This window comes from Pseudoalteromonas rhizosphaerae, from assembly GCF_902498845.1.
GTDB classification, from domain to species: domain Bacteria; phylum Pseudomonadota; class Gammaproteobacteria; order Enterobacterales; family Alteromonadaceae; genus Pseudoalteromonas; species Pseudoalteromonas rhizosphaerae.
Map to the genome: position 1 here is coordinate 25832 of NZ_CABVLM010000005.1, position 24487 is coordinate 50318.

Below are 24487 nucleotides of genomic sequence, written 5' to 3' on the forward strand. Positions count from 1 at the left end.
TTAGTTCCTTAAATTCTTATAGCTGACGCGTGCCGGCGTTATCGAGTTTACAAATGTGGCAGAAGCCTTGCTCATTAATATAGTTTTGTTCAAGCCACTGTGCGCATTGCTGTGCAGCTTCGAGCGTTTTGCACACGGTAAATAATGTAGGACCAGCACCTGAGATACTGACAATCTCAGCACCAAACTCTGGCAGCGCCGCTTTAGCTTCACTAAAACCATTGATCAGTGGCGCACGATGCGGCTCCGCTATTTCATCACTCATGATGGAGAGTGCTTCATCAAATCGGCTAGTTAACAATAAAGTACTAAACGCTGATAAGCGCTGCGCAAATTCAACGCTCGCATGCATACTTAGCTGTTTTGGTAACACTGAACGCGCTTTAGCGGTATTAAGTGAAAAACCAGGAAAAGCCGCTACGTAATACCAACGCTCATCAACCGGTAAAGCAATTGATTTATTTGGAATTAAATCACCAGTAAGCTGCAAACCACCCAAGTAACACGGAGTGATATTGTCGTAATGACGACCGCCACTGACAATCGCTTCAAAATCAGCCATTAATTCAATTAACTGCACTTGGCTCAGTGCAGTACCTGCAAACTGATCCAGCGCCGCAAATGTGGCTACTACAGAGCAAGCACTTGAACCAAGACCCGAGCCAATTGGTAAGTTCTTTTTTAATTCCAGTTTAACGCTTGGCATGGTTGGCGCTACATGTTCACGAAAATGCACTAAACACTGATACGCTAAATTTTCACTGGCATCGCTTGGTAGTTTATCTGCGTAATCCCCAGAGCATATAAATTCGTCAAGCTCGCTAGAACTTACCGCAACAACATCACCTAATAACGTGCCATCAATAGGAGCAAGCGCAGCACCTAAGGCATCAAAACCAACTGCAAAATTACCGATTGAGGCTGGAGCATATACTTCGATCATTATACTCTCCTAGCGCGATAACGTTTTTAAAATGTCAGCAAATACCCCGGCCGCAGTCACTGCTGAGCCGGCACCATAACCACGAATAACAAATGGACGTGGTTGATAGTATGCACTCAAAATTGCTAAGGCATTTTCGCCGTCACGAATAACAGCCAGAGCATGCTTTTCATCTACCGCTTCAATACCTACTTTGCAGTGGCCTTGTTTGATAGTACCGACATAACGCAACACTTTGCCTTCACTTGCAGCACTTTGAATACGGTCATTAAACGCAGCATCTAAACTTGGCAATTTAGCCATAAATTCGTCAACGTTATCACCTTGGGCAAAGCCCAAAGGAAGCACTGATTCAACTTCGATATCGCTCAACTCTAATTTCATACCTGCTTCGCGGGCAATAATTAATAACTTACGCGCGACATCAGTGCCCGATAAATCATCACGTGGATCTGGCTCAGTAAAACCACTTTCTTTGGCTTTAATGGTTGCCTCAGACAGTGATAAACCATCTTGCAATGCGCCAAACATATATGACAATGAACCGGATAAAATTCCGCTAAATTCAAGTAACTCATCACCAGCACCAAACAGTGACTGTAAGTTATCGATTACTGGAAGACCTGCACCGACATTTGTTTCGTATAAAAACTTACGATTATTTTTTTGCGTTGCTGTAATTAAATCTTGGTAATAAGCATATGAACTTGTATTGGCTTTTTTATTTGCAGCCACAACGTGGAAACCGGCATTCAAAAAGTCTACATACTGAGCCGCTAAAGCATCTGAAGACGTACAATCAACCAGCACTGGATTGATTAAATGATTTTGCCTAACAAATTGTTCAACCAGTTTGAGGTCAAACGGTTGTTCTGATGCTGCCAACTTTTGCTGCCAATCGTCAAAAGCAATTCCTTCGCTATCAAGATGTAATTGACGTGAATTAGCAACACCATACAAGTTTAGTTTGATATTACGTTTTTCAAGCCATGCTTGCTGACGCTCTAACTGCTTAATAAGTTCTTGGCCAACTAAACCACAGCCTAATAAAAATACATCAATTGATGGGATATGAGTGAAGAAGTTTTCGTGACACACTTTTACAGCATCATTACACAGCTCGCCGTCAATCACTGCTGAAATTGCACTTTCAGTTGAATCCTGGGCAATAGCGACAATGTTAACTTGTGCTTGGGCGAGTGATGCGAAAAATTTAGCAGCTAAGCCTTTATGAGCGCGCATATTATCACCCACTAAAGTAACGATTGCTAAATTACGCTGCACTTGTACAGGTTCAATTAGTCCCGCCTGTGATTCAAGCTCAAACGCAGTTTGCAATGCCTCAAGAGCCAATGGCAAATCTGATTCATGGACACAGAAGCTGATACTAAATTCACATGACGATTGAGTGATCAGTACAATCGAAACATTATCGTGAGCAAGGGCATTAAAAACTTTTGATGCCATGCCTACTTTACCTTTCATGCCGGGGCCTGAAACCGTTAGCATCGCAAGATTTTGTAAACTAGATAACGCTTTTACCGGCTCCGATGACACATTATCATTACTGATCAGTGATCCTTGTGCATCCGGATTATGGGTATTTTTAATTTCACACGGCACGCCAGCTTTAGCGCACGGTAGAATTGTTTTAGGATGGAGAACTTTGGCACCAAAGTAAGAAAGCTCCATCGCTTCTTTATATGATAAAAAATCAACTTTAGTGGCTTTTTTGATATAACGCGGATCAGCACTGTACACACCATCAACGTCAGTCCAAATTTGACATACTTGCGCTTCTAAACACGCTGCGGCAATTGCGGCTGAATAATCTGAGCCATTACGTCCCAGTGTAGTTAGCTGGCCTTGTTCGTTGCTAGCTGTAAAGCCAGGCATAATATAAATAGTCGCAGGATTAGCTTTTAAAGCCGTTTGAAAACGAATTTTACTCGCCACTAGATCAGCTTCCGCATCAATATGACCATTAGTTGATGCAATGCAATCGGTTGCTTCGAGGTAGTGAGCGTTATGTGAGCTTAATAAACACTGCATCAGTGATACACTGATGCGCTCACCAAAACTAATAACATAAGCACGCACTTGATCTGGACAACATTGGATGAGTTTGACACCCGCTAGCTTATTTTGCAGTTCGTTTAAATCAGGCCAGTTTTGAACACTACCATATTCAGCTTCAACGGCTGCTTTTAAGCTTTGGCAACGCTCAATTAATGCGTGCCACTGTGTATCATAATCAAGTCCTTGTTCAGCAGCGCTTGCCAGTGCAACCAATGAATCGGTCATGCCACCTGGAGCGGATAGCACCAATAACATTTCGTCTTTTAATTGTGCTTTAACTAACTGTGCTACCTGTTGTAGGCAGGCAAAGTCAGCAAGTGACGACCCACCAAATTTTAATACTCGCATTTTTTATGTTTCCTCATCCCATAAAACGAAAAAAGGCCTGTGTTCGTTGTGAACACAGGCCTTTAAATTTGTTGCACCGACCTATGCCACTATCCAGTAAGAATGGTGGTTGTAATAATAATGGTCAATGCGTGATTATTTGTTTTCATAGCCCTTAGACTGCCTTAAACAGGCCTATTCTGTCAACCCCAAATAAAAAGATAAATTATGCTTTTTGATTATAAAGAAATCTAATGAATGCCAAATTTATGCAGTATTTCATTTAATCTTGTTTTATCTATCGGCTTATCAACGAAGGCTATAGCTCCCAACTTAGCGACACGTTGTTTCATTTCAAGTTGAATATCTGCCGAGATAACCAACACAAAGCATTCAATCTTTTGTGCTTTAATACTCTCAAGAACTTGTACTCCATCGACTTCGGGCATAGTTAAGTCAAGGCACAGTAAATCGAAATTATGTATATGCATTAACTCCAACGCTTCACGGCCATTTTTTGCTTGCATAATATCTGCTGCGATACACTCATTTAAACAGCGTATAACTTGTTTGCGTGCTACTGTTGAATCATCACACACCAGTACGGAAAAATTCATAATATAGACAACTAAAATACGTATAATAGATTACTGAGTAGACAACTAATCACTCAGTAAATAATAATGTTATAATACTGTTGTGATTTTATAACACAAAAATTTAACAGCGATAAGCTTAAGTTTTTGCTGAAAAAAGAAAATTAACAATGTTTGTACTGTTAAATAAGATTATTTTATTTATTTTTAAACATTTATTAGCTAACTTTAGTACTGAGTGTACTCGTTGCTAGGGTATTAATTAAGCTTTGTGAAAAAAATAAAGGAGCTATAGGCCACCGATGCTACAAAAAAGCCTATCAAAAAAGCTACTTACCAGCGTGTTATCCGTCTACTTTTTATTAACTTTTGTAGTCACGTGCGGGCAAGTTATTGCAGAATATGTAAACACGAAAGATTATATACGTGACGAACTGACGACCTTACAAAAAACATTTAGTCGTAGTTTAACCCGTGCTATTTGGGAGCTAAACACTAAACAAACCATCACCACAGCAGAAGGCTTATTAGCAATTCCAATGATTGAAGGTATTATTGTGCGTGACGATAGCGGCGAAATAATCTCACAATTAGGTCGCTCACTCGATATTCGCGAGCTATACAGCCAACAATTAGTACAAGAAGAAGCCATTATCGAAGATACTCCATCTGGCTTATTCGGTTATACCTTTCCATTGATCTTTGAATTTTCTGGCCGCGCCACCCAAGTTGGTGATGTCACGCTATTTTCGAGCCGAGAAGTGGTATTTAGTCGCATTATGATCTCAATTTATTTTTTAATTGGCAATGCGATGATCAAAACTACATTTTTAATCATCTTATTCTTAATGGCATTTAGAAAACTACTCACAGAACCTCTAGCACAACTAACAGAGCAAATTGAAGATCTTCAATTAGATGACCTCGAAGGTCAACATATCGAAATTGAAACAACTGAGCACAACGAATTAAAAGTAATGGAGCAATCATTCAATAAGTTGATCGATAAAGTTGTGCAATACCGCAAAGAGCTTGAACACACCCAAAAAGCATTAATAATAAGTAACGAAAAGCTCGATCAGCAAAATCTACAACTTGAACAAGAAGTGGCACGTAAAACATCAAATTTAAGTCAAGCAATGATGGATTTACAGCAACAAAAATACGAGTTGGAAAAACAAAAACTAACGCTCACCGAAGAAGTTGATTTGCGTCGCCATACTGAACAAGAGCTGCTCACCAAACAAACTGAAATGCAACGCTATGTTGATGAACTCAATATGGCGCAAGAGCGTTTAGTCAGCTCAGAAAAAATGGCTGCTTTAGGTGGTTTAGTCGCCGGTATTACCCACGATATCAATACCCCGGTCGGTATTGGAGTTACAGCCTCATCCTTTTTGCAAGAGCGCTTAATACAAATTGAAAATGCTTACAAAGATAAAACACTCTCGCCTAAAGCTCTTGAGGAGTTTATCAATGATGCCAAACAAAGTACTAGCTTATTAACCACTAACTTAGACCGTGCTTCAGAGCTGGTTGCCAGCTTTAAGCAAATTGCGGTCGATCAAGCCAGTGAAGCCGTGCGCACCATCAACCTAAAAGAATACCTTGGTGAAATTATTCGCTCGTTACACCCTAAGATAAAAAATACCAGTCATCATATTAATTTAGATTGCCCGGTAGACTTAACCTTAAATCTACCTGCTGGTGCTATCAGTCAAATATTTACCAACTTGATTATGAATTCATTGATCCACGGCTTTGATGGTGTCAGCAATGGCATTATAGACATTGCTATCAAAGATGAAGATGACCAAGTGATTATCGACTTTAAAGATAATGGTAATGGCGTTACCGAACAGCAACTTGAAAAACTATTTGACCCATTTTTTACGACTAAACGCGATCAAGGCGGCAGTGGTCTGGGCACACACATTACTTTCAATTTGGTTAAGCAAACCTTGAGCGGCGAAATCGATGCGACAAGCTCACCGGGGAACGGCTTGCATTATCATATTAGTTTCCCTAAAGACATGCCAAAACCTTTGTCTATATTTAATAACTAATGCGCCGAGACTGTTTGCCTAACACTTTGCTTAATTGCTAAACGTTTGGCCAATCAGTCATTTGCGCATCAGCTTTTTATTGTTATGATTGGGCAAATTTACCGAATGGATCAATCTCCCTATGTGGTTTAGTAACCTTATTTGTTACCGCTTTAAGCAAGACGTGTCGTACACCCAAGAAGACTTTGAGAAAGCCTTAGAGCAAGATTTATTTCGCCCTTGCGGTAGTCAAGATTTAAGTACATTTGGCTGGACCAAAGCCTTTGGTAAACATGGTGATACCCTTTCTCATTTCTCACAAAAGAGTATTTTGGTTTGTGCTAAACGTGAAGAAAAAGTACTTCCTGCATCCGTTATCAACGACATGGTTGCTGAAAAAATAGAACTTATCGAAGCCGAAGAAAATCGCCCTGTTAAGAAAAAAGAAAAAGACGAGCTCAAAGAAAATATCCTCCATAGCTTATTACCGCAAGCCTTTAAAAAGTCGAGTTTACAGTTTGCCTTTATTGACCAAGAAAATGGCTGGGTAGTCGTTAACAGTGGTAGTTTTAATAAAGCAGAAGAGTTACTGGCACTACTGCGCAAATCATTGGGTACATTGCCGGTAGTTCCTGCATTTGCAAACTATGATTTAGATGTGTTTTTAACGGACTGGTTAACTAACTTCAGTACACCTGAAGGCTTTGCTATAGGCTCTGACGCAGAGCTTGAAGAAGCAGACGATAGCGGTGCTCAAGTTAAGCTTAAAGGCCATGATTTAGCTTGTGATGAAGTTAAATCGCACCTTGAAAGCGGTAAACGCGTAACTAAACTTGCACTAGATTGGCAAGAGCGCCTGAAGTTCATGCTGCAAAATGATGGCTCTATTAAGCGCTTAAGCTACTCTGAAACATTAAAAGAAGAAAACGCCGACATCCCTAAAGAAGATATGTTAGTCAAACTTGATGCTGACTTTATTCTCGCTTCTGAAGAAATTAAGCTAATGCTAGAAGAACTTACGGCTGGTTTAGGTGACGTTGAAGATTTAGCCTAAATTTTGACTAAGTTTTAAATACTAAAAAAGCGCCCTATTGGCGCTTTTTTTAACTGACGACTTAGCTTAATTAAATACTGATTTCACATCATCAAGCATATCGTTGTATTCATCACTTGAGAAAATATCCAGTGATGGGATCACACCTTTATCAATGTAAGTTTGTAATGCCGCTGACTTATCTGAAACTTGTAAAATACCTTCCATAATCGCACCGATACGAATGAAATCAACATAGCTAATATGTTCTGGACGATAGTTAGGATTGGCCCAGCTTTCTGCTACTTCAACAAATTCATCAGTAAACTCCCAAGCGCGCATGATGGCTCCCCCTACTTTACCGCTAAGCTTTTGAATCGCATGCGCTAAAAAGCTTGGATTGGCAAATACTTCTGGGTGACGTTCCGCTTCCGTCAAAATAGGCAATACACCAATGTTATAAACCAATGATGCGAGTGTAATGGTGTCACGATTCAATGAGGTCTGCTTGTTTTTCTTTAGGAAAAACTCCATCACAGTAATTGAGTGACATGCTACTTTTAAAGTTTTCTGCCACGCCTTATCCATATAACCTTTGATCAGCTCATTATTTGAAACAAATAGTTGCTCCATCGCCATTGCTGTTGCGATATTTTTGATCTGACGCAGACCAATTCTCGTTACCGCTTGATTTATATTAGAAACTTTAACTGTGCGCCCCATAAAAGCACTATTTGCGACTTTTATCATCCGTGCTGCTAATGCCGGATCATGAGAGATCACATCAGCCATTTGCGCTAAATTTACATCTGGATTATCGGCAGCTTGACGTACACGAACCGCAACCTCAGGCAAGGTTGGTAAAACTAACGTGTCATTATTAATACGATCAACCAAAATGGTCAGTAGTGCGTTTTCTGTTGACATAAATGTGCCATCCTTTTGTATTGATTTTTTAATACATCCAAACCATGGAATGTTTATTTCTTATAGATACAGTATTGTCTAAGTTACCGCTAAAGTTAAGGAAATTATAGAAATTATGTTAGTTTATTTTTCTACTACAGTTTATATCCCTTCGCTTAGACCATCACAACACAGGAAACTTGCTATTTGCGCATAAGATTTGCTTTAATGCTGGCATAACAAGGAAGCGAAATACCCTCTCAAGGGTATCTATAATTAAACTTACTTTTTAACAGGCAATATAATGACTCTCAATAAAATTAGCCAAGCACTTATTCTTACCGGTGCCGTTTTTCTTAGTGCATGTTCAGATCAAGCCAGCGCACCTAAAGCGTCAAATGCTGCTGCAGCCCCTACAAAGCAAGTACAAGATAGCGGCCCACAACTTATTAACGCTGACACTAGTCGCCTTGATATCTATACCGATTTTAGTTTAACCACTGATTTATCACATTTAAGCGACAACCAAAAAGCGTTAATAGCAAAACTTATTGATGCGTCTAAAATTATGGATGATCTATTCTGGCGCCAAGCATTTGGTGAAGATAAAGCGGCATTTTTAGCCAAAATCAATGATCCTAAAGTACAAAAATTTGCCGATATTAACTATGGACCATGGGATAGATTAAATGGCGATCAAGTCTTTTTGTCAGGCTATGAAGATAAAACAGCCGGAGCTCAATTTTATCCAGCCGATATCACTAAAGAAGAGCTAAACAAGGCTGACGTAGCAGATAAAAATGGTCTGTATTCAGTCATTAAGCGAGATGAACAAGGCAAGCTGTATAGCGTTGCCTATTCGGTTGAATATGCTAAAGCGCTTGAAAAAGCAGCTAACTTATTACGTGAGGCGAGCAAGCTTGCCGATGATAAAGAGTTTGCTAGTTACCTGAACTTACGTGCAGATGCACTACAAAACGATGATTATCAAGCATCAGACTTTGCTTGGATGGACATGAAGAACAACCCCATCGATATCGTTATTGGTCCAATCGAAACCTATGAAGATCAATTGTTCGGCTCTCGCGCAGCCTTTGAATCGTATGTTTTAGTGAAAGATTTAGCTTGGTCAGAACGTCTTGCTAAATTTGCAGCATTTTTACCAGAGCTACAAAAAGGCCTCCCTGTTGATGCCAAATACAAACAAGAAGTGCCTGGCTCTGATGCGGACTTAAATGCATATGATGTTGTTTACTACGCAGGTCATTCTAATGCTGGCAGTAAAACCATTGCCATTAACTTACCAAATGACGAACAAGTACAACTTGAAAAAGGCACTCGCCGTTTACAACTGAAAAATGCGATGCGCGCTAAGTTTGATAAAATATTGGTGCCAATCGCTGAGCAGTTAATTGTTCCTGAGCAACGTAAACACATTACTTTCGATGCATTTTTTGCCAATACCATGTTCCACGAAGTCGCTCATGGTTTAGGGATCAAAAATACTATCACAGATAAAGGCACTGTTCGTCAGTCTTTACAAGAACATGCCAGTGCTTTAGAAGAAGGCAAAGCCGATATCTTAGGCTTGTACATGGTTGAGCAGTTACTCAAAAAAGGTGAGATCACTGAGGGAACACTTGAAGATTATTACATCACTTTTATGGCCGGTATTTTCCGCTCAGTGCGTTTTGGCGCATCAAGTGCCCATGGTAAAGCAAATATGATCCGCTTTAACTTTTTCGCAGAAGAAGGTGCATTCTCTAAAAATGAGCAAGGCCTTTACAGCGTAAATATGGAAAAAATGGGCCAAGCAATGGCCAAGCTATCTGGTTTGATCTTAACCTTACAAGGTGATGGTGATTATGAGAAAGTCGATCAACTGATTGCCACACATGGTGATATCAAAGTGGAACTTGCTAAAGATTTAGAAAAACTAAGCCAAGCTAATATCCCTGTAGATGTCACCTTTAAACAAGGTAAGAAAGAGTTAGGTTTAGAATAATATAATTAATACTAAAAAGGCGTTTTAGGGGCTCACCTAAAACGCCTTTTTTAATTCAATATTGCTATTACGGGAATGCTAAACCATATTTTTCACTCATTTTTTTTACTTCACCATTAGCAATCATATTATTTAATTCTTTATCGAATAAGGTAATAAACTCATTTAAATTACGTTTTTTAGAAAAACCAAAATAGCCTTTATTAACAATTAATGGCGGCTGTAACTGTTTCACTTGATTGGCTAAACTTAACTGCTTAATAACGGGCTGTGCGGCTCTTGGATGAGTCACTATAATATCGACACGGTCATGAATTAATTGCAAAAAACTGGCTTCAACAGTGCCCACTTCAGAAATTTCTAACTGACTTTTATATCGCTCAAAATCGTCACCATAGTTCCAACCTCGGGTTAACCCTATCGATAACTCTTTTAATGTCTCTAAATTATTATGCCACTGAAATTCATTACTATTTTTGACATAAAAAACCAGCGGGTCTTGATAGAAAGCAGCCTCACTATAAACCATATACTGCTCTCTAATAGCCGACTTATAAGGACCTATAAATGCATCAGCCTTACCAAGCTCAACCATTTTTAGCGCCCGTTTAAAAGGCAAAATATCAATTTTAATTTGGCAACCTAAACGCAGGCAAATTTCACCTGCGATGTCGGCGCCTAAGCCTTCTATTTGACCTTGTTCATTTTTTTCAAGTACCGACGGAAAGGTGGTACCAACAAAGTAAAATGTATTTGCAGCACTGTGATGCGAAAATACACTTAGCAAGGTAAACAATACAAAAGCTTTCATCAGTTAGTTTGCAATCCCTATATACTGAGTGTAATAAACAGCCACGATTTAGTGACCCTAAGCATAGTCTATTTTTACCCAACGAAAAATCATAATACTGTGATCAAACTCTATTATGTAAACACTCAACCACGATTAAAAATGTGTTTTTAAACGTGCCAATTGCTCTTCACTATAAGGCACTGCGGGATATTTACCCCATACTGGCGCAGGCCATGCGACATCGGTTTTATAGCGAGCAATATGATGAATATGTAACTGTGGAACCATGTTACCAAGCGCTGCGACATTAAGTTTATCTGGGTTAAGTACCTCTTTGAGTAGCCGACTTAACTTCGCTGACTCTTGCATTAGCAATACCTGTTCAGACTCGCTTAGATCAATGCTCTCTTTTAAATTCGCTTTACGAGGCACTAAAATAAACCACGGGTATTGACTATCATTCATAAGTAACACTTTGCATAATGGCCAATCGGCCAGTTCAATACAATCACGTGCAAGTTCTGGGGCTAAAGAGAATTCAACGGTCATTTTTATTCCTTACAAATTAAGTGCATTACATTTTCGCTACTTTATAGCATTTAGTTGCAGTTGCCCACGCTTGGCTTTACCATCGTTGCAGTTTTTATTCGAGCGAAGGTAAACACGTGTTAAAAAAAATTAAACACCTCTCATACTTGCTACCTTTGGTGGCAACAGCCATCACAGTGCAAGCTAAGCCTCTTACTTTAGAACGTATTTTTGATGATCCAAGTTTAGCGGGTAAAGCACCTGTACAGCTTAAGTTTTCACCAGACGGTAGCCGAGTTACCTACCTGCAAGGTAAAAGCGACGATTACAACCGTTATGATTTGTGGGAATATAATTTAAAAGATAACAAAAATCGTATTTTAGTCGACTCTGCCAAACTTTTTTCAGGCCCCGAAAACCTCTCAGACGAAGAAAAAGCACGCCGTGAGCGCCAACGTATTTTTGGTAAAGGTATTTTAGAATACAAATGGTCTAAAGACGGTAAAGCCTTGTTATTTCCACTTAATGGTGACCTCTATTATTACGAGCTAGGAGCTGGAAAAAGCCGTAAACTGACCGATACTGAGGCATTTGAAACCGACGCACGCTTTTCACCAAAAGGAAACTTTGTCTCGTTTGTCCGTGAACAAAATCTTTATGCGCTAAATCTTAAATCAGGTAAAGAAATTCAGCTGAGTAAAGATGGCGGCGGTGTGATCAAAAACGCCATGGCGGAGTTTGTCGCGCAAGAAGAAATGGGCCGAATGACAGGTTATTGGTGGTCTGGTGATGAATCAAAAATAGCCTTTACTCGCATTGACGAAAGCCCAGTTAAAGAAGCTATCCGCAATGAAATTTACGCTGATGAAGTGAAACTGTTTAACCAACGCTACCCATTTACCGGCACTAATAATGTAAAAATTCAACTTGGTGTGGTTAAGCTCGATAATCAAAAAACTGATTGGATTGATCTAGGTAAAGACGAAGACATTTACATTGCCCGTGCAAAATGGTTAGAAGATGACAAAACCCTATCATATCAGTGGCAAAACCGCTCACAGCACAACTTAGAATTGCGCTTTTATAACAGCGAAACAACAGAGCAAAAAGTCGCCTTAACAGAAACTAGTGATAGCTGGATCAACTTACATTTTGATCTACAGTTTTTGAAAGACAAAAAACATTTTGTTTGGGCCTCTGAGCGCAATGGCTTTAAGCATTTATATCTATATCGTACCAATGGTAAGTTAGTGCGTCAGATCACCGATGGTGACTGGGTGGTTGATAGCTTAAAAGGTATTGATGAGAAAAAAGGCATTGTCTACTTTGCCGGACGCAAAGACACGCCTTTGGAAAGCCAGCTATACAGTGTTCCACTGTTTAAAAAGGGCGATATTAAACGTATCACGGAGCAAGGTACTTATCACAATGTGGTAATGGCAAAAGACAGTAAAACTTTTATTGATAACAGTTCATCGGTCAACAAACCAAACTCAGCGGCACTGCGTAAAGTAAACGGTGAATTTGTTACTTGGTTAGAGCAAAACAAACTTGATGAAAACCATCCTCTGACCCCTTATCTTGCTGATCTAGCAGAGCCTGAATATGGCACTTTGACTGCTGATGATGGTCAAGTGATGCACTATCGTTTATTTAAACCTGCAACGGTAAATGATGGTAAAAAACACCCTGTTCTTGTCAATGTCTATGGCGGCCCACACGCACAACGCGTAACCAATAGTTGGCGCAGCAAGAACTTATATTTCCAATATATGGCACAGCAAGGTTATGTAGTGTTCCAATTAGATAACCGTGGTTCGTATAATCGTGGTAAAAAATTTGAAGATGCCATTTACAAACATTTAGGTGTGGTTGAAGTGGCTGATCAAATCAAAGGCGTCGAATTTTTACGTACGCTTGATTATGTTGACCCACAACGTATTGGTATTTATGGTCACAGTTACGGTGGCTATATGGCATTAATGACCATGTTTAAAGCTGGTGATTATTTTCAAGCAGGCGTATCTGGAGCGCCAGTGACTGATTGGGCACTGTATGATACTCACTATACCGAGCGTTATTTAGGACATCCTTATACAAATGCCAAAGGCTATGTAGACAGTGCGGTATTTCCATATGCAGATGGCTTAAAAGGGCCATTAATGATCTACCATGGTATGGCCGACGATAACGTATTGTTTACCCATGCCACTAAGTTATTCAAACAATTGCAAGATAACGAAAAGCAATTTGAAATGATGACTTACCCAGGTTCCAAGCACAGCTTACGGGGTAAACAAGTGCAAACTCATTTACATCAAACAATCACTAACTTCTTTAATCGTCATTTTGATGTAGAGTAAATCAGTAATGACCGCATAAAGGCTGATTGAAAAATCAGCCTTTTTTTTGACTTAATGATAATCCTATTTATTTAAAAACTTTAGACCAAAACAAGGGACAGTTAACTAGATTTTAAAGTAATATTTACTACGCTTAATATATGCGCGCCTTCTGCGAGCACTTCTAAAGGATTTTTTATGTCGTACCTACGCCGTTTTACTATTTTTCAGCGCTTAGCTATCTTGGTAAGTTTGGTCGTTGTTGGTTTACTTTTTTTAAGTATTACCAGTTTAACTCAGCAATATAGTTCACTCAAAGCAGGCCAATATACGAAAACAAAAAATCTGGTTGAAGCTGCTTATAGTGTTATTACCCATTATCATTCATTACAACAAAGCGGCGAACTCACCGAGCAACAAGCCCAACAAGGTGCACTAACTACGATAGCTAGTATTCGCTATGACAATGACAATTACTTCTGGATCAATGATTTTCAGCCAGCCATGGTTATGCACCCTTTTAAACCAGAGTTAAACGGTAAATCACTCAGCAACAGTAAAGACCCCGATGGCGTACCGTTATTTGTTGAAATGGTTAAAATAGTTAAGCAAAGTGGTGAAGGTTTTATCCCTTACAAATGGCCTAAACCAGGCAAAGATCAACCAGTTGATAAAATAGCCTATGTGAAAGGTTTTACCCCGTGGCAATGGATCGTCGGTTCAGGTGTTTATATTGATACTATTGATGAGGCTTTTGCCAGCTTACGGAATTTAGTTATTCTCAATGCCGCAGTGATTATTTTGCTATTAATTAGTTTAAGTTACTTAATCGCCAGAAGTATTTTATTACCAACTCGGCTTGCTGCAAATATGATGAAAAGTATCTCTCAAGGTGAAGGGGATTTAACCCAAACCTTAGATGAAAATGGTAATGATGAGGTATCACGGTTATCTCGCCACTTTAATTTATTTACTACCAAAATGCGTGAGTCACTTAAACAAGTGGCAAATAATGCCAATGATGTTAACCAGCATGCCCAAACAGTGGATGATGCGAGTAAAACCAATCATTCTTTTATTGAACTGCAAAACGATAGCTCAACGCAAGTCGCTGCAGCAATGGAGCAAATGACCCACCAAATTCATGACGTTAGCCGTAATGCCGAAGCGGCTGAACAAGCAGCTAACCAAGCTGCGGTGAATGCATCTGAAGGTAAAGAAGTCGTTGCTAAAACAATTCAAGCCATAGAAACACTGTCCAAAAATATTGAGACTGTGAGTCAAGTTACCGCTGATTTAGCTCAAGAAAGTAATAATATAGGATCGGTACTAGACGTGATCCGCGGTATTGCGGAGCAAACCAATTTACTGGCACTCAATGCTGCAATCGAAGCGGCACGTGCTGGCGAACAAGGCCGGGGGTTTGCCGTTGTAGCTGATGAAGTACGCACTCTTGCAAGTCGCACAGGCAAGAGCACAGACGAAATTCAGGCGATGATAGCCAAATTACAAAAAGGCGCAAAGGCGGCTGTAGAGGCGGTAACAGCTAGCCAACAATTATCCACCAGCACAGTACAACAAGCCGGATCTGCCAATACCTCATTAACTGAAATTGAACGTCTGGTGTCGGTGATCACCGATATGAATGGTCAAATAGCCCGTGCGACGGAGCAACAATCAAGCGCCGCTGATGAAGTCAATTTGCGAATTAATGAACTATCGCAATCAACCGAACAATCTCTGGCCAATACATCACAACTTTCTGGTGCAAGCGATAATCTTAAACACAGTAGCCAACAGCTAACTGATGTGGTTAATCGCTTTAAATTAGATTAATTAACAAAAACAAATTACAAAAAAGCCCCGTCATTTTATATGACGGGGCTGTTGTATTTAATGCTGCTTATTATAAGCAGTAACGAGCAAATAAACTACTTAGGCCTGCTGCGGTTGGTTTACCGTGCTGCCAATCACCACCTTCAACACCACTACCGGCAATATCCATATGCACATAAGGTAAAGGCTGTGCTGACTCACAACCATGCTTATCAAGGCCACCAACAATAGCTAAAAATGCCATAGGGAACTGATGACCACGTGCGGTAACTGCTGATGCTGCATTGTTACTTGATAATACGTCATCAGCTAAAGTACGCGGTTTAATAAAATCATAGTCTTCGCGACGGCTGCGAGAAACTTCTGCACCATCAGCCCATAAGTCACCACTGTCAGCCAGCTTACGAGAAATATTAGCCGCACGTGCAGGGCCATTTTCAACATATGCACTGTAAGGTCCCATTGCTCGAGCTGCATGCCCGGTTAAGGTTGCGACCGTAAAGATTTCAGGATTAACTTCTCCTTTTGCTAAATCTTTCATCTCGCTGAGTAAATCCCCCATAGCTAAGCGCCCTTCTGCATCCGTATTACCGATGCGAACACGTACGCCCTCACGGCTAGTAATAATTTCATCTGGTACAAAACAATCAGAACCAATTGAGTTACGAACTACCGCTAAGTATGCAATAACTTTAACGCCTTGTGGTTGAAAGTCTGCCACTGATTTCATAAAACCAGCAACAGAGGCTGCGCCGCCTTTATCACGGCTCATACCGGCCATATGCCCGCCCACTTTTAAATCGGCACCACCGGTGTCATATACTAAGCCTTTACCGACAAACATTAAGGTACGTGTTACTTCGCCCTCTGGTACATATTCAAGTTTTACAACCCGAGGGTGATGACGCTCAACCGCATATGAAGCGCGAGCTACAGTACTCATCATCGGGTACTCTTTATCAATCGTGGCAATATCTGCAATCACTGCAACATTGACCTTGCTGCCTTTAAATAAATCCACACAGTAATCAGCAAAACGTGGTGGCGCCATACGCTCAGGCTCAGTGCCACATAAATCACGAGCAGCATACTGCCCTGCGGCAATGGCATTCACCGCTTTAATTGTTTGCTCATTAGCACCAAACAAGGCTATTTGAGTGATCGGTTCAATGCTTTCGCCATGAAACTCGCGCGCCTCAAGCGGCTGCCACAACGCTTGGCAAGCACCTAGATAAGCAACTTCTAAGGCATACTGATAACGGCTATCTTGGCTTGCTTGTGGTAAGTAAATAGCAGGTTTTGTACTGCCTGATGTTTTAGCTTCATTGATAGCCAATTTAGCTGCATCAAAATAACGACGTACATCGTCATAATCACGATTTAATGGACCTGTCGGCGCTAAAATCACCCGTTTAGAATCAACAACAAGCAGCGTGACTTGCTTACCAATACGTGCATCAACCGCCATTTGCGCTTTAATAGCTTGGCTTAGATTCGGATCGTCTAACTCAGAAAAATTATCGGCAATAATAATAAGCGCATCATGTTTTGCGTTATCTAATTGCGGGGCTGCAACTGCGTGAGGATATGCCATAAAAAAAGGTCCTGTTGTCAAAATACGTAGGAGCTTATTATCATTGATTTAAATAGCTATTGCCAGCAATGTACGACGAGCTAACATAACGCTGGCAACTTGGAGTTACAGTGTAAAATACAGCAGTTACTCACTGCCCACTTATCGTTGATTGAACCAAATAGCGCGCAGTATCTTAGTCTAATATACTCAGCTGTAGATGTTGCTGCGGTTCATTTTTAACACCGACCCCTACACCGAGTAACCGCACTGGCTGCTGCAAGCCACGTTGATATGCTTTGCTCAGCAGCTCAGCCAAGATAGTTTCATCAAGTCGGTGGCAAGTTTGATCGGCCGATGTCACCACAAAATTAGCAAACTTCACTTTGACACTGAGTTTATTTATACGTTGCTCTAATTGCTGTTTTGTTAATCGACGTTGAAGCTCAGCCAATAATATTGGCAATTGCTCTAAACACGCTTGTAAGCTGGTTTTATTATATTCATAGGTATGCTCAACACTGAGCGATTTACGGGTACGTTCTGTGGATACTTTACCAATATGTAAACCGGCACATTTTTGATACAGCGAGACCCCAAAGTTACCGACGTGTTGCTGCATCCAATTAACCCCTTTAGCGCGCACATCAGCACCGGTGTATAAGCCTTTTAAATTGAGTTTTTCAAGGGTAACCTTACCGACCCCGGGTATTTTACCCAACGGCAATTGCGCTAAAAAGTCATCCACTTGCTCAGGCAATACTACAAATTGACCATTCGGTTTATTTTCATCACTGGCAATTTTGGCAATAAATTTTATCGGCGCAATTCCAGCCGAAGCAGTTAAACCGGTGGCTGCAAAAATATCGGCGCGGATCTGCTCTGCCATTAAGGTCGCACTACCATGGCATGCATTACTTTCAGTCACATCAAGGTAAGCTTCATCTAAAGAAAGAGGCTCGATAAGGTCGGTATAGCGCTTAAATACAGCACGAATTTGCGAAGAGGCTTGTTTATAAACTTGCATACGCCCTGGTACAATCACTAAATCTGGGCATAATTGTTTGGCACGGTAGTTAGACATCGCTGAGCGCACACCGTATTCGCGGGCGATGTAATTTGCAGTAGAGAGCACCCCACGGCGACTATTGCCACCAATTGCCAAAGGTACATTAGCAAGCGCGGGGTTATCGCGCATTTCGACCGCTGCGTAAAAGCAATCCATGTCAATATGAATAAACTTTTTCATTCCTCAAACCAAGCACTGTACAAATGAACAGTTATTATTCATTAAGTTTGATTTATTAGCAAGTCATCAGCTCGATGATTCTTGCTGTGAAGATTTTTTACGATTAAATAACCTCGCACCGAATAACCAAAAAGCACCTTCTAAAATAAAACCAACTACGATTAGTATCACCATCCCAGAAGCATTGCCCATCGCATAACAAACGAATGCCAAACAGATCACCACCAGTAGCGCTAAGCGTTTCATTATTTTTGCTGTCACTGTATTCATAATTAGCTCCTTTAAATCAGATTAAAGTATTCATTTACGTAACCGTGAACTACTAAAACTAGCACATTTTCACTGTTTTCCTAATTATCTTGAGCTAAACAGCACCAATTGCTAATCTACGTTTTTACTTTAAAGAGCTGTCGAATATGCAATCATTCATAGAACAACATCCTATCCATACAGCAATTAATGTTGCTTGGGGAGAAATGGATGCCTTACAACATGTCAATAATGTGGTGTATTTTCGTTATTTTGAAACTGCTCGAATTGATTTTTTTAATCAAATAAATTTACTCGAAGATTTACAAACAACAGGTATTGGTCCTGTGATCAGTGAAAATAACGCGCGTTATAAACGCCCAGTCACATTTCCTGATACAGTGTTGGTAGGCGTTACCATCAGTGATATTCAAAAAGACCGTTTTATGATGCACTACAGCGTATTTAGCCAAGCGCAAAATGCCTTGACTACATTAGGGTCATCGCAAGTGGTGATGTTTAATTTTAAAACGGGTAAGAAAGCACAATTAAGTGAGCCATTATTGGCTGCATTACATAAGTACAGCCGAGAATCATAAAAGTAAGGAATCATTATGCGTTACAACCCACTTGGTAGCAGTGGTCTCAATGTGTCTCGTGTATGCTTAGGCAGCATGACGTGGGGCGTACAAAATAATCAAGCAGATGCTGATGAGCAAATTGCTTATGCCTTAGAGCATGGCGTAAACTTCATTGATACTGCAGAAATGTATGCCATCCCTCCCACTCCAGATACGTACGGAAAAACAGAGCAAATTATCGGTAATTGGTTAGCGCGTAATCCAAGTAAGCGAGACGATATTGTGCTCGCCACTAAAATTGCTGGCAATGGCCTAGCTTGGATACGCGATGGCGGCGATATTACTCGTCAAGCAGTCGTTCATGCAGTTGACGAGTCATTAAAACGCCTACAAACCGATGTAATTGATTTATACCAACTACATTGGCCGAATCGTCAATCACCGCACTTTAGCAAACAATGGCCAGGTATGATCCGTTTTAGTGACGCCAATACAGAGCAACACACAGCGGGTATGCTCGATATTCTTGAAGGTTTAAACGACTGTGTTAAAGCTGGTAAAATTAAACATTGTGGTCTCTCTGACGACACGCCATGGGGTATTAGCCAATTTTTACGATTAAGTGAACAACACAATTTACCGCGCATGGTCTCTATTCAAAATGAATTTAGTTTATTACACGCTAAAGATTGGCCTTATCTAATAGAGCAATGTATTCACGAAGATATTGCTTATTTACCTTGGTCACCCTTAGCAGGCGGTATGTTAAGTGGAAAATATTTAAATGGCGCACGTCCCGATGGTAGCCGCTGGACACTGGTGCAGCGTAATGGTTTATTCCGTGACACAGCACAATCGCAACAAGCAATCAGCCACTATGTTGAAATTGCCCAGCAATACCAAATAACCCCAGCACAATTAGCGCTTGCATGGTGTGACCAAGTTGATGGTGTTACTTCTTCAATTATTGGTGCAACCAGCTTAGTACAACTAAAAGATGACATTGCCGCGTTCAACATCGAATTAAGCGAACAAGCTTTAACTGATATTGGTAATGTATTTAAGCAATACCCAATGCCATTTTAATCAATGAAGCCCAATCATTATCAATGCTTGGGCTTTCCACCAGATTAAAATACTTGAAAAACGACTTCTCACAAATAGTGAATCAAAAAACCCCACAAAAGCATTAAAAAATTAACTTAATGCAATAATTTACCATCCTTTAGTAGCGCAAAATATTAGTTATTGTATACTCGATTTAAATTGTTAGCGGATAAAGTAAATATAGCTATGCGTATTGTCTATTACTTCGTTACATTATTCTCTTTTTTTTCAAGCGCCTATGTACTTGCTAATAATACCGATGAAGTAACTCACATAACTTGGCTCCAAAGTGATGCGGCGCCTTTTCATCTGGCTAAAACAGCGCAAACTCCAGATGGAGGCTTATGTGATTACTTAGTCGAACAGCTCATCATTGAGTTACCCGATATAGAGCATACCCGCGAAATGTTGCCGCAAAAACGTATAGGCAAGTACCTCGATGAAGGTCAACAAGCATGTTACCCTTGTATGATCCACCGTAAAGTTAACACCCCGCGAGTGATCTATTCGGTGCCAACAACGGTGTACCCACCATTTGCTATCATTGCCTCAGCTAAAACAGCGAAAGTAATTAGCCAACAACACAGTTCACCGATAAATTTAGTTAAACTACTGACAGATAATAAATTTATTTTTGGTCAATCCGCTGCGCGTAAATTTACTCCAGAGTTAAATACCATCGCTCGAAATACTAAAAGCGACCAACATACATCATTAAGTTGGAACAGTGAAAACGAAAGCAGCTCGGTGATCAATCGGCTCAATCATGGGTATATTGATTACACTATCGACTATCCTTTTTTAGCCGATTACTACAACCGCTTCAGCGAATTTGATAATGTAGTAACCTTACCTATTGCCGATCACGCCGATAAGCTGGTTTTAGGTGCGATTGGCTGCTCAACCAATGCCCCTAATAATTTTGCTAATAATGCCTTAAAAAAAATAAATCGAGTGCTAACAAATAGCATACTGCCGTCTGCAAAGTACCAGCAAACACAGCGTGTATTGCTTGAAAATACCTTTGCGGATTTTGATCAACAATATCAACAACAGATATTAAAACTTACTCAGCCAACCACTCTTGCTGAACCAATAAGTCTGAGCCCAAGTGTAACTGAGCAATAAATTTACTTCCTGCGTTCACAGCTCCTACCCCTGCAGGTGTGCCAGTCATAATAATATCGCCATCAATTAAAGTCATAAACTCACTAACTTGGGCTGAAATAACCGCAGGTTTATAAAGCATTAACTCAACGCCGCCTTGTTGTCGCACCTTATTATCTATCAGTAAGGTTAAGCTTAAATGCTCAATAGCTTGTTCGTCTATTTGTACAAACTCACTAAACAATGCAGAGCCATCAAAGGCTTTCGCGCGTTCCCACGGTAAACCGCTGGCTTTTAATTTACTCTGTAAATCTCGCTTAGTTAAATCCAGTCCCACCGCCACAGCAGCTAAACAGCCATTGTTAACTTGAAAACAAATTTCAGTCTCAAAATGTAATTGCTCATCCTTATGAGTACACATTAAGGTATTTGTTATCGCGCTTGGCGGCTTTAAAAACACCACCATTTCGTCTGCCTCTTGATTACCAAGCTCAGCAATATGCGCAGCATAGTTACGACCAATACAAATGACTTTTGATGGATTCACTGGTTTCATTTCTATCTTTCCTATTCAATAAAAAGCAGCCTAGACTACTTTTTATGACGTTTATTGGCAATTAACTTCGTATTGCTATTTATCTAGATCGATGTCAGTGGTGTTAAGCCTAACAAAGGCATTACTGGCATGAAATAACCTCAGTAGATACATGCTCGCTAGTGATGTTGAGTTTCGCAATCGATACCTGCCATGGCGCAGCTGTACTTAACTGCCAAGGTGAGAATACTTGCCCTAAATTAACACCTTGCTGTGAAAAACACCGTAAATCAATGCTTAAAGTCTGCCATTCATTGGTTGCATTTAGCTGCTTAGCAATATCCAATTTACCTTGGCAATCATCACCACATTGCATACCAAGCCAAAGCGGGGCATCGGCACTTTGCTCAACCTTAATTTGCATTTGTAACTGCCCTGCTTTTTCAACAAACGAACGTAAATCAGATGGGAATGCCGCACTTAAACGCACTGCTGCTAGTTCATCGCCGCTGAAGGTAATTGCACGCGCATCTTCTTGAACGTCTTTATCAAAGGTTTTAACGCTAACAGCTCCGATTGATTCGCGACTACTTGCCATCACTTTTTGCTGCTCACCACTTTGTAAATGCAGACTCCATGGCGCTTTAACCGCGCGCTCAAACAAGACTAAATCATCAAGCTGTTGTGACGTTCCCATTTGTTCAACAAGATCATCTTGTAAGGTGTTTTTATCTGAATAAGTTAAGCCAAAACCATACGGTAATAATGGCGAATAATCTTTATCACCACGATTTTCGTTATCAACTGGGTTATTCGGCCAAGAAAACGACAGCTTGCCTTTAAAATCATGATTTACTGAGCCATCTACATTTGCAAATAACACATCGCTAATTGCATCCCCTTCGCTACCTGGCAACCACGTCGCAACAAACGCATCACTGGCATTAAGCTCTGCGTTTACCCACATTGGGCGGCCGCTAATAAATAACGATACAACGGGAATACCGGCTTGCTTGAATTTTCGCAGTAGCGCTAAATCCGTTTTATTACCCCGCTGATATTCAAGATTATCTAAATCCCCATTGCCTTCTGCATAAGGTTGCTCACCAAATACTACAATAGCGACATCTGGACGAGTATTGAACTCACCGTTTAAGTCATACTGAACTTGCCCGCCCGCTTGCTTAACAGTGTGTTCAATACCATCCAAAATCGACGTGCCACCTGGAAAATCGCTATTCTGATTCCCCGTACCTTGCCAAGTAATGCTCCAACCGCCAGATTGCATACCGATATTATCAGCACCTAGACCGGCTACTAACACATTTGCTTTTGGCGAAAGCGGCAGTAACTGTTGTTTGTTTTTTAGGAGTACTAAAGATTCGCGAACTGCTTGTTTTGCGATTTTACGATGTTCAGCACTACCAATGACCTCTGTTTTTCCTGAAAGTGGACGATTTGCAGGACTTGGTTTTTCAAATAAACCCGCACGCATTTTTACTCTCAGAATACGCGTTACCGCATCATCAATTCGTGATTGCGCAATTGTGCCATTGTTAACTTGTGCGATAAGGTTTTCATAAAGTGGCTTCCATGCATCAGTAGGCACCATGTATACATCAAGGCCGGCATTAGCGGCTTGTGCACAGTTTCCATTGGTACAACCAGGAATTTGTCCATGACCATTCCAATCACCCACAACAAAGCCATCAAAACCCATTTTGCCTTTTAGCACATCAGTTAAGAGATATTTACTGCCATGGATTTTTTCGCCATGCCAGCTATTAAACGACGCCATAACTGTTTGTGCTCCAGCACCTAAGCCTCCCACATAACCTTGCGCATGAATGGTAAATAACTCTGCTTCGCTGGTAATATTATTACCTTGGTCATCACCGCCTTGTGTACCACCATCACCAATAAAATGCTTAACCGTACTGATCACCCGTTTATCTGATAAAAAGTCTTGATCAACTGCGCCTTGTAAGCCTTTTACTATTGCGGCTGAGTAATCTCTAACAATTTGTGGATCTTCTGAATACCCTTCATAAGTGCGGCCCCAGCGGTCATCTCGTACTACTGCAACAGTAGGTGCAAACACCCAATCAATACCGGTTACCATCACTTCTTGCGCAGTGGCTGCAGCAATTTTTTCAATCAATTGTGGATTGTTAGCCGCACCTAAACCGATATTGTGTGGAAATAACGTTGCACCAATAACATTATTATGACCATGAACTGCATCGGTTCCCCACATAGTTGGGATACGGCTACCATCAAGGGAATCATCTACTGATGCTTGGTACATTTTTTCGGCTAGTTCAATCCAATCAGCAGCCGTGGCATGTTTATTATTATTAGGAAAAGCCCCACCGCCATTAAGGTAAGAACCAAAACCATATTGACGCATATCTTCCACTGTTATATCGCGAATTTCAGGTTGAATCATCTGGGCTATTTTTTGTTCTAAGCTCATTGAGCCGAGCAAGTCAGCAATTTTTTGCTCCATATTGGCATCGTCTTTAACACCGCTTTTGATCATCGGCCAAATCTCATTGGTCGCTGCTGTTTGTTCTGATTGCGAACAGCCATTCATCGCCATTGCTGCAATCATCATTACCAAAAGAGTACGTGGTTTTGTTATTGTCATGTT

General features: G+C 40.5%; 19 protein-coding genes. 8 read left to right on the forward strand and 11 right to left on the reverse strand.

Translation table 11 applies throughout. The features are described from left to right. Nucleotides 1-16 precede the first annotated feature (16 nt). From thrB to PSR9079_RS08915, 3 genes are all read right to left on the reverse strand, one after another. A complete protein-coding gene (thrB, locus tag PSR9079_RS08905) occupies nt 17-943 on the reverse strand; it encodes a homoserine kinase (protein WP_145241144.1) in 927 nt (308 codons plus the stop codon). Between the two features lie 9 nt (nt 944-952). Next, a complete protein-coding gene (gene thrA, locus PSR9079_RS08910) occupies nt 953-3370 on the reverse strand; it encodes a bifunctional aspartate kinase/homoserine dehydrogenase I (RefSeq protein WP_149981200.1) in 2418 nt (805 codons plus the stop codon). Between the two features lie 230 nt (nt 3371-3600). Beyond that, a complete protein-coding gene (locus tag PSR9079_RS08915) occupies nt 3601-3966 on the reverse strand; it encodes a response regulator (RefSeq protein WP_179959161.1) in 366 nt (121 codons plus the stop codon). 281 nt (nt 3967-4247) lie between these two features. On the opposite strand from PSR9079_RS08915, the gene PSR9079_RS08920 reads away from it, so the two are divergent. Both PSR9079_RS08920 and rdgC read left to right on the forward strand, forming a co-directional pair. After that, a complete protein-coding gene (locus PSR9079_RS08920; protein WP_149981202.1) occupies nt 4248-6011 on the forward strand; it encodes a sensor histidine kinase in 1764 nt (587 codons plus the stop codon). Nucleotides 6012-6132: 121 nt separating this feature from the next. After that, entirely contained in the window at nt 6133-7044 is a 912-nt protein-coding gene (rdgC, locus tag PSR9079_RS08925; protein ID WP_145241151.1) for a recombination-associated protein RdgC, read from the forward strand. 66 nt (nt 7045-7110) lie between these two features. Here the strand turns inward: rdgC and PSR9079_RS08930 are convergent, their stop codons facing one another. Beyond that, on the reverse strand, nt 7111-7950 hold the full coding sequence (locus PSR9079_RS08930) for an HDOD domain-containing protein (protein ID WP_149981203.1): 840 nt from the start codon (nt 7948-7950) through the stop codon (nt 7111-7113). Between the two features lie 283 nt (nt 7951-8233). On the opposite strand from PSR9079_RS08930, the gene PSR9079_RS08935 reads away from it, so the two are divergent. Beyond that, complete coding sequence (locus PSR9079_RS08935; RefSeq protein WP_149981204.1) at nt 8234-9934, forward strand: dipeptidyl-peptidase 3 family protein; 1701 nt, start codon at nt 8234-8236, stop codon at nt 9932-9934. A gap of 67 nt (nt 9935-10001) precedes the next feature. Here the strand turns inward: PSR9079_RS08935 and PSR9079_RS08940 are convergent, their stop codons facing one another. Together PSR9079_RS08940 and PSR9079_RS08945 are read right to left on the reverse strand one after the other, a co-directional pair. After that, a complete protein-coding gene (locus tag PSR9079_RS08940) occupies nt 10002-10745 on the reverse strand; it encodes a substrate-binding periplasmic protein (protein WP_149981205.1) in 744 nt (247 codons plus the stop codon). Nucleotides 10746-10880: 135 nt separating this feature from the next. Beyond that, complete coding sequence (locus tag PSR9079_RS08945) at nt 10881-11276, reverse strand: HIT domain-containing protein (protein WP_149981206.1); 396 nt, start codon at nt 11274-11276, stop codon at nt 10881-10883. Between the two features lie 116 nt (nt 11277-11392). Between PSR9079_RS08945 and PSR9079_RS08950 the strand changes: the two genes are divergently transcribed. Further along, nucleotides 11393-13618 (forward strand): S9 family peptidase, encoded by a 2226-nt coding sequence (locus tag PSR9079_RS08950; RefSeq protein ID WP_149981207.1) that lies wholly within the window; start codon nt 11393-11395, stop codon nt 13616-13618. 177 nt (nt 13619-13795) lie between these two features. Further along, on the forward strand, nt 13796-15433 hold the full coding sequence (locus tag PSR9079_RS08955; RefSeq protein ID WP_149981208.1) for a methyl-accepting chemotaxis protein: 1638 nt from the start codon (nt 13796-13798) through the stop codon (nt 15431-15433). Between the two features lie 70 nt (nt 15434-15503). On the opposite strand, the gene PSR9079_RS08960 is transcribed toward PSR9079_RS08955, so the two are convergent. The 3 genes from PSR9079_RS08960 to PSR9079_RS08970 all read right to left on the reverse strand — a co-directional run bounded on the left by PSR9079_RS08960 (nt 15504) and on the right by PSR9079_RS08970 (nt 18525). Then, nucleotides 15504-17027, reverse strand: a complete 1524-nt coding sequence (locus PSR9079_RS08960) for a M17 family metallopeptidase (protein WP_149981209.1) — start codon at nt 17025-17027, stop codon at nt 15504-15506. 175 nt (nt 17028-17202) lie between these two features. Continuing rightward, complete coding sequence (gene dinB, locus PSR9079_RS08965) at nt 17203-18255, reverse strand: DNA polymerase IV (RefSeq protein WP_149981210.1); 1053 nt, start codon at nt 18253-18255, stop codon at nt 17203-17205. A 66-nt stretch (nt 18256-18321) separates the two neighbouring features. Next, on the reverse strand, nt 18322-18525 hold the full coding sequence (locus PSR9079_RS08970; RefSeq protein WP_145241170.1) for a hypothetical protein: 204 nt from the start codon (nt 18523-18525) through the stop codon (nt 18322-18324). Between the two features lie 146 nt (nt 18526-18671). On the opposite strand from PSR9079_RS08970, the gene PSR9079_RS08975 reads away from it, so the two are divergent. From PSR9079_RS08975 to PSR9079_RS08985, 3 genes are all read left to right on the forward strand, one after another. Then, entirely contained in the window at nt 18672-19103 is a 432-nt protein-coding gene (locus PSR9079_RS08975) for an acyl-CoA thioesterase (RefSeq protein WP_145241172.1), read from the forward strand. Nucleotides 19104-19118: 15 nt separating this feature from the next. Beyond that, nucleotides 19119-20171, forward strand: a complete 1053-nt coding sequence (locus tag PSR9079_RS08980; RefSeq protein ID WP_149981211.1) for an aldo/keto reductase — start codon at nt 19119-19121, stop codon at nt 20169-20171. A 207-nt stretch (nt 20172-20378) separates the two neighbouring features. Further along, complete coding sequence (locus PSR9079_RS08985) at nt 20379-21320, forward strand: ABC transporter substrate-binding protein (protein ID WP_149981212.1); 942 nt, start codon at nt 20379-20381, stop codon at nt 21318-21320. Here PSR9079_RS08985 and PSR9079_RS08990 read toward each other — a convergent pair. Both PSR9079_RS08990 and PSR9079_RS08995 read right to left on the reverse strand, forming a co-directional pair. Further along, a complete protein-coding gene (locus tag PSR9079_RS08990) occupies nt 21259-21855 on the reverse strand; it encodes a fumarylacetoacetate hydrolase family protein (RefSeq protein ID WP_149981213.1) in 597 nt (198 codons plus the stop codon). The two genes, PSR9079_RS08985 and PSR9079_RS08990, sit on opposite strands and share 62 nt — an antisense overlap. Before the next feature lie 121 nt (nt 21856-21976). Next, the gene (locus tag PSR9079_RS08995; protein WP_149981214.1) at nt 21977-24484 is read right to left on the reverse strand and encodes a glycoside hydrolase family 3 protein; all 2508 of its coding nucleotides are present in this window, start codon (nt 24482-24484) and stop codon (nt 21977-21979) included. Nucleotides 24485-24487: the final 3 nt, after the last annotated feature.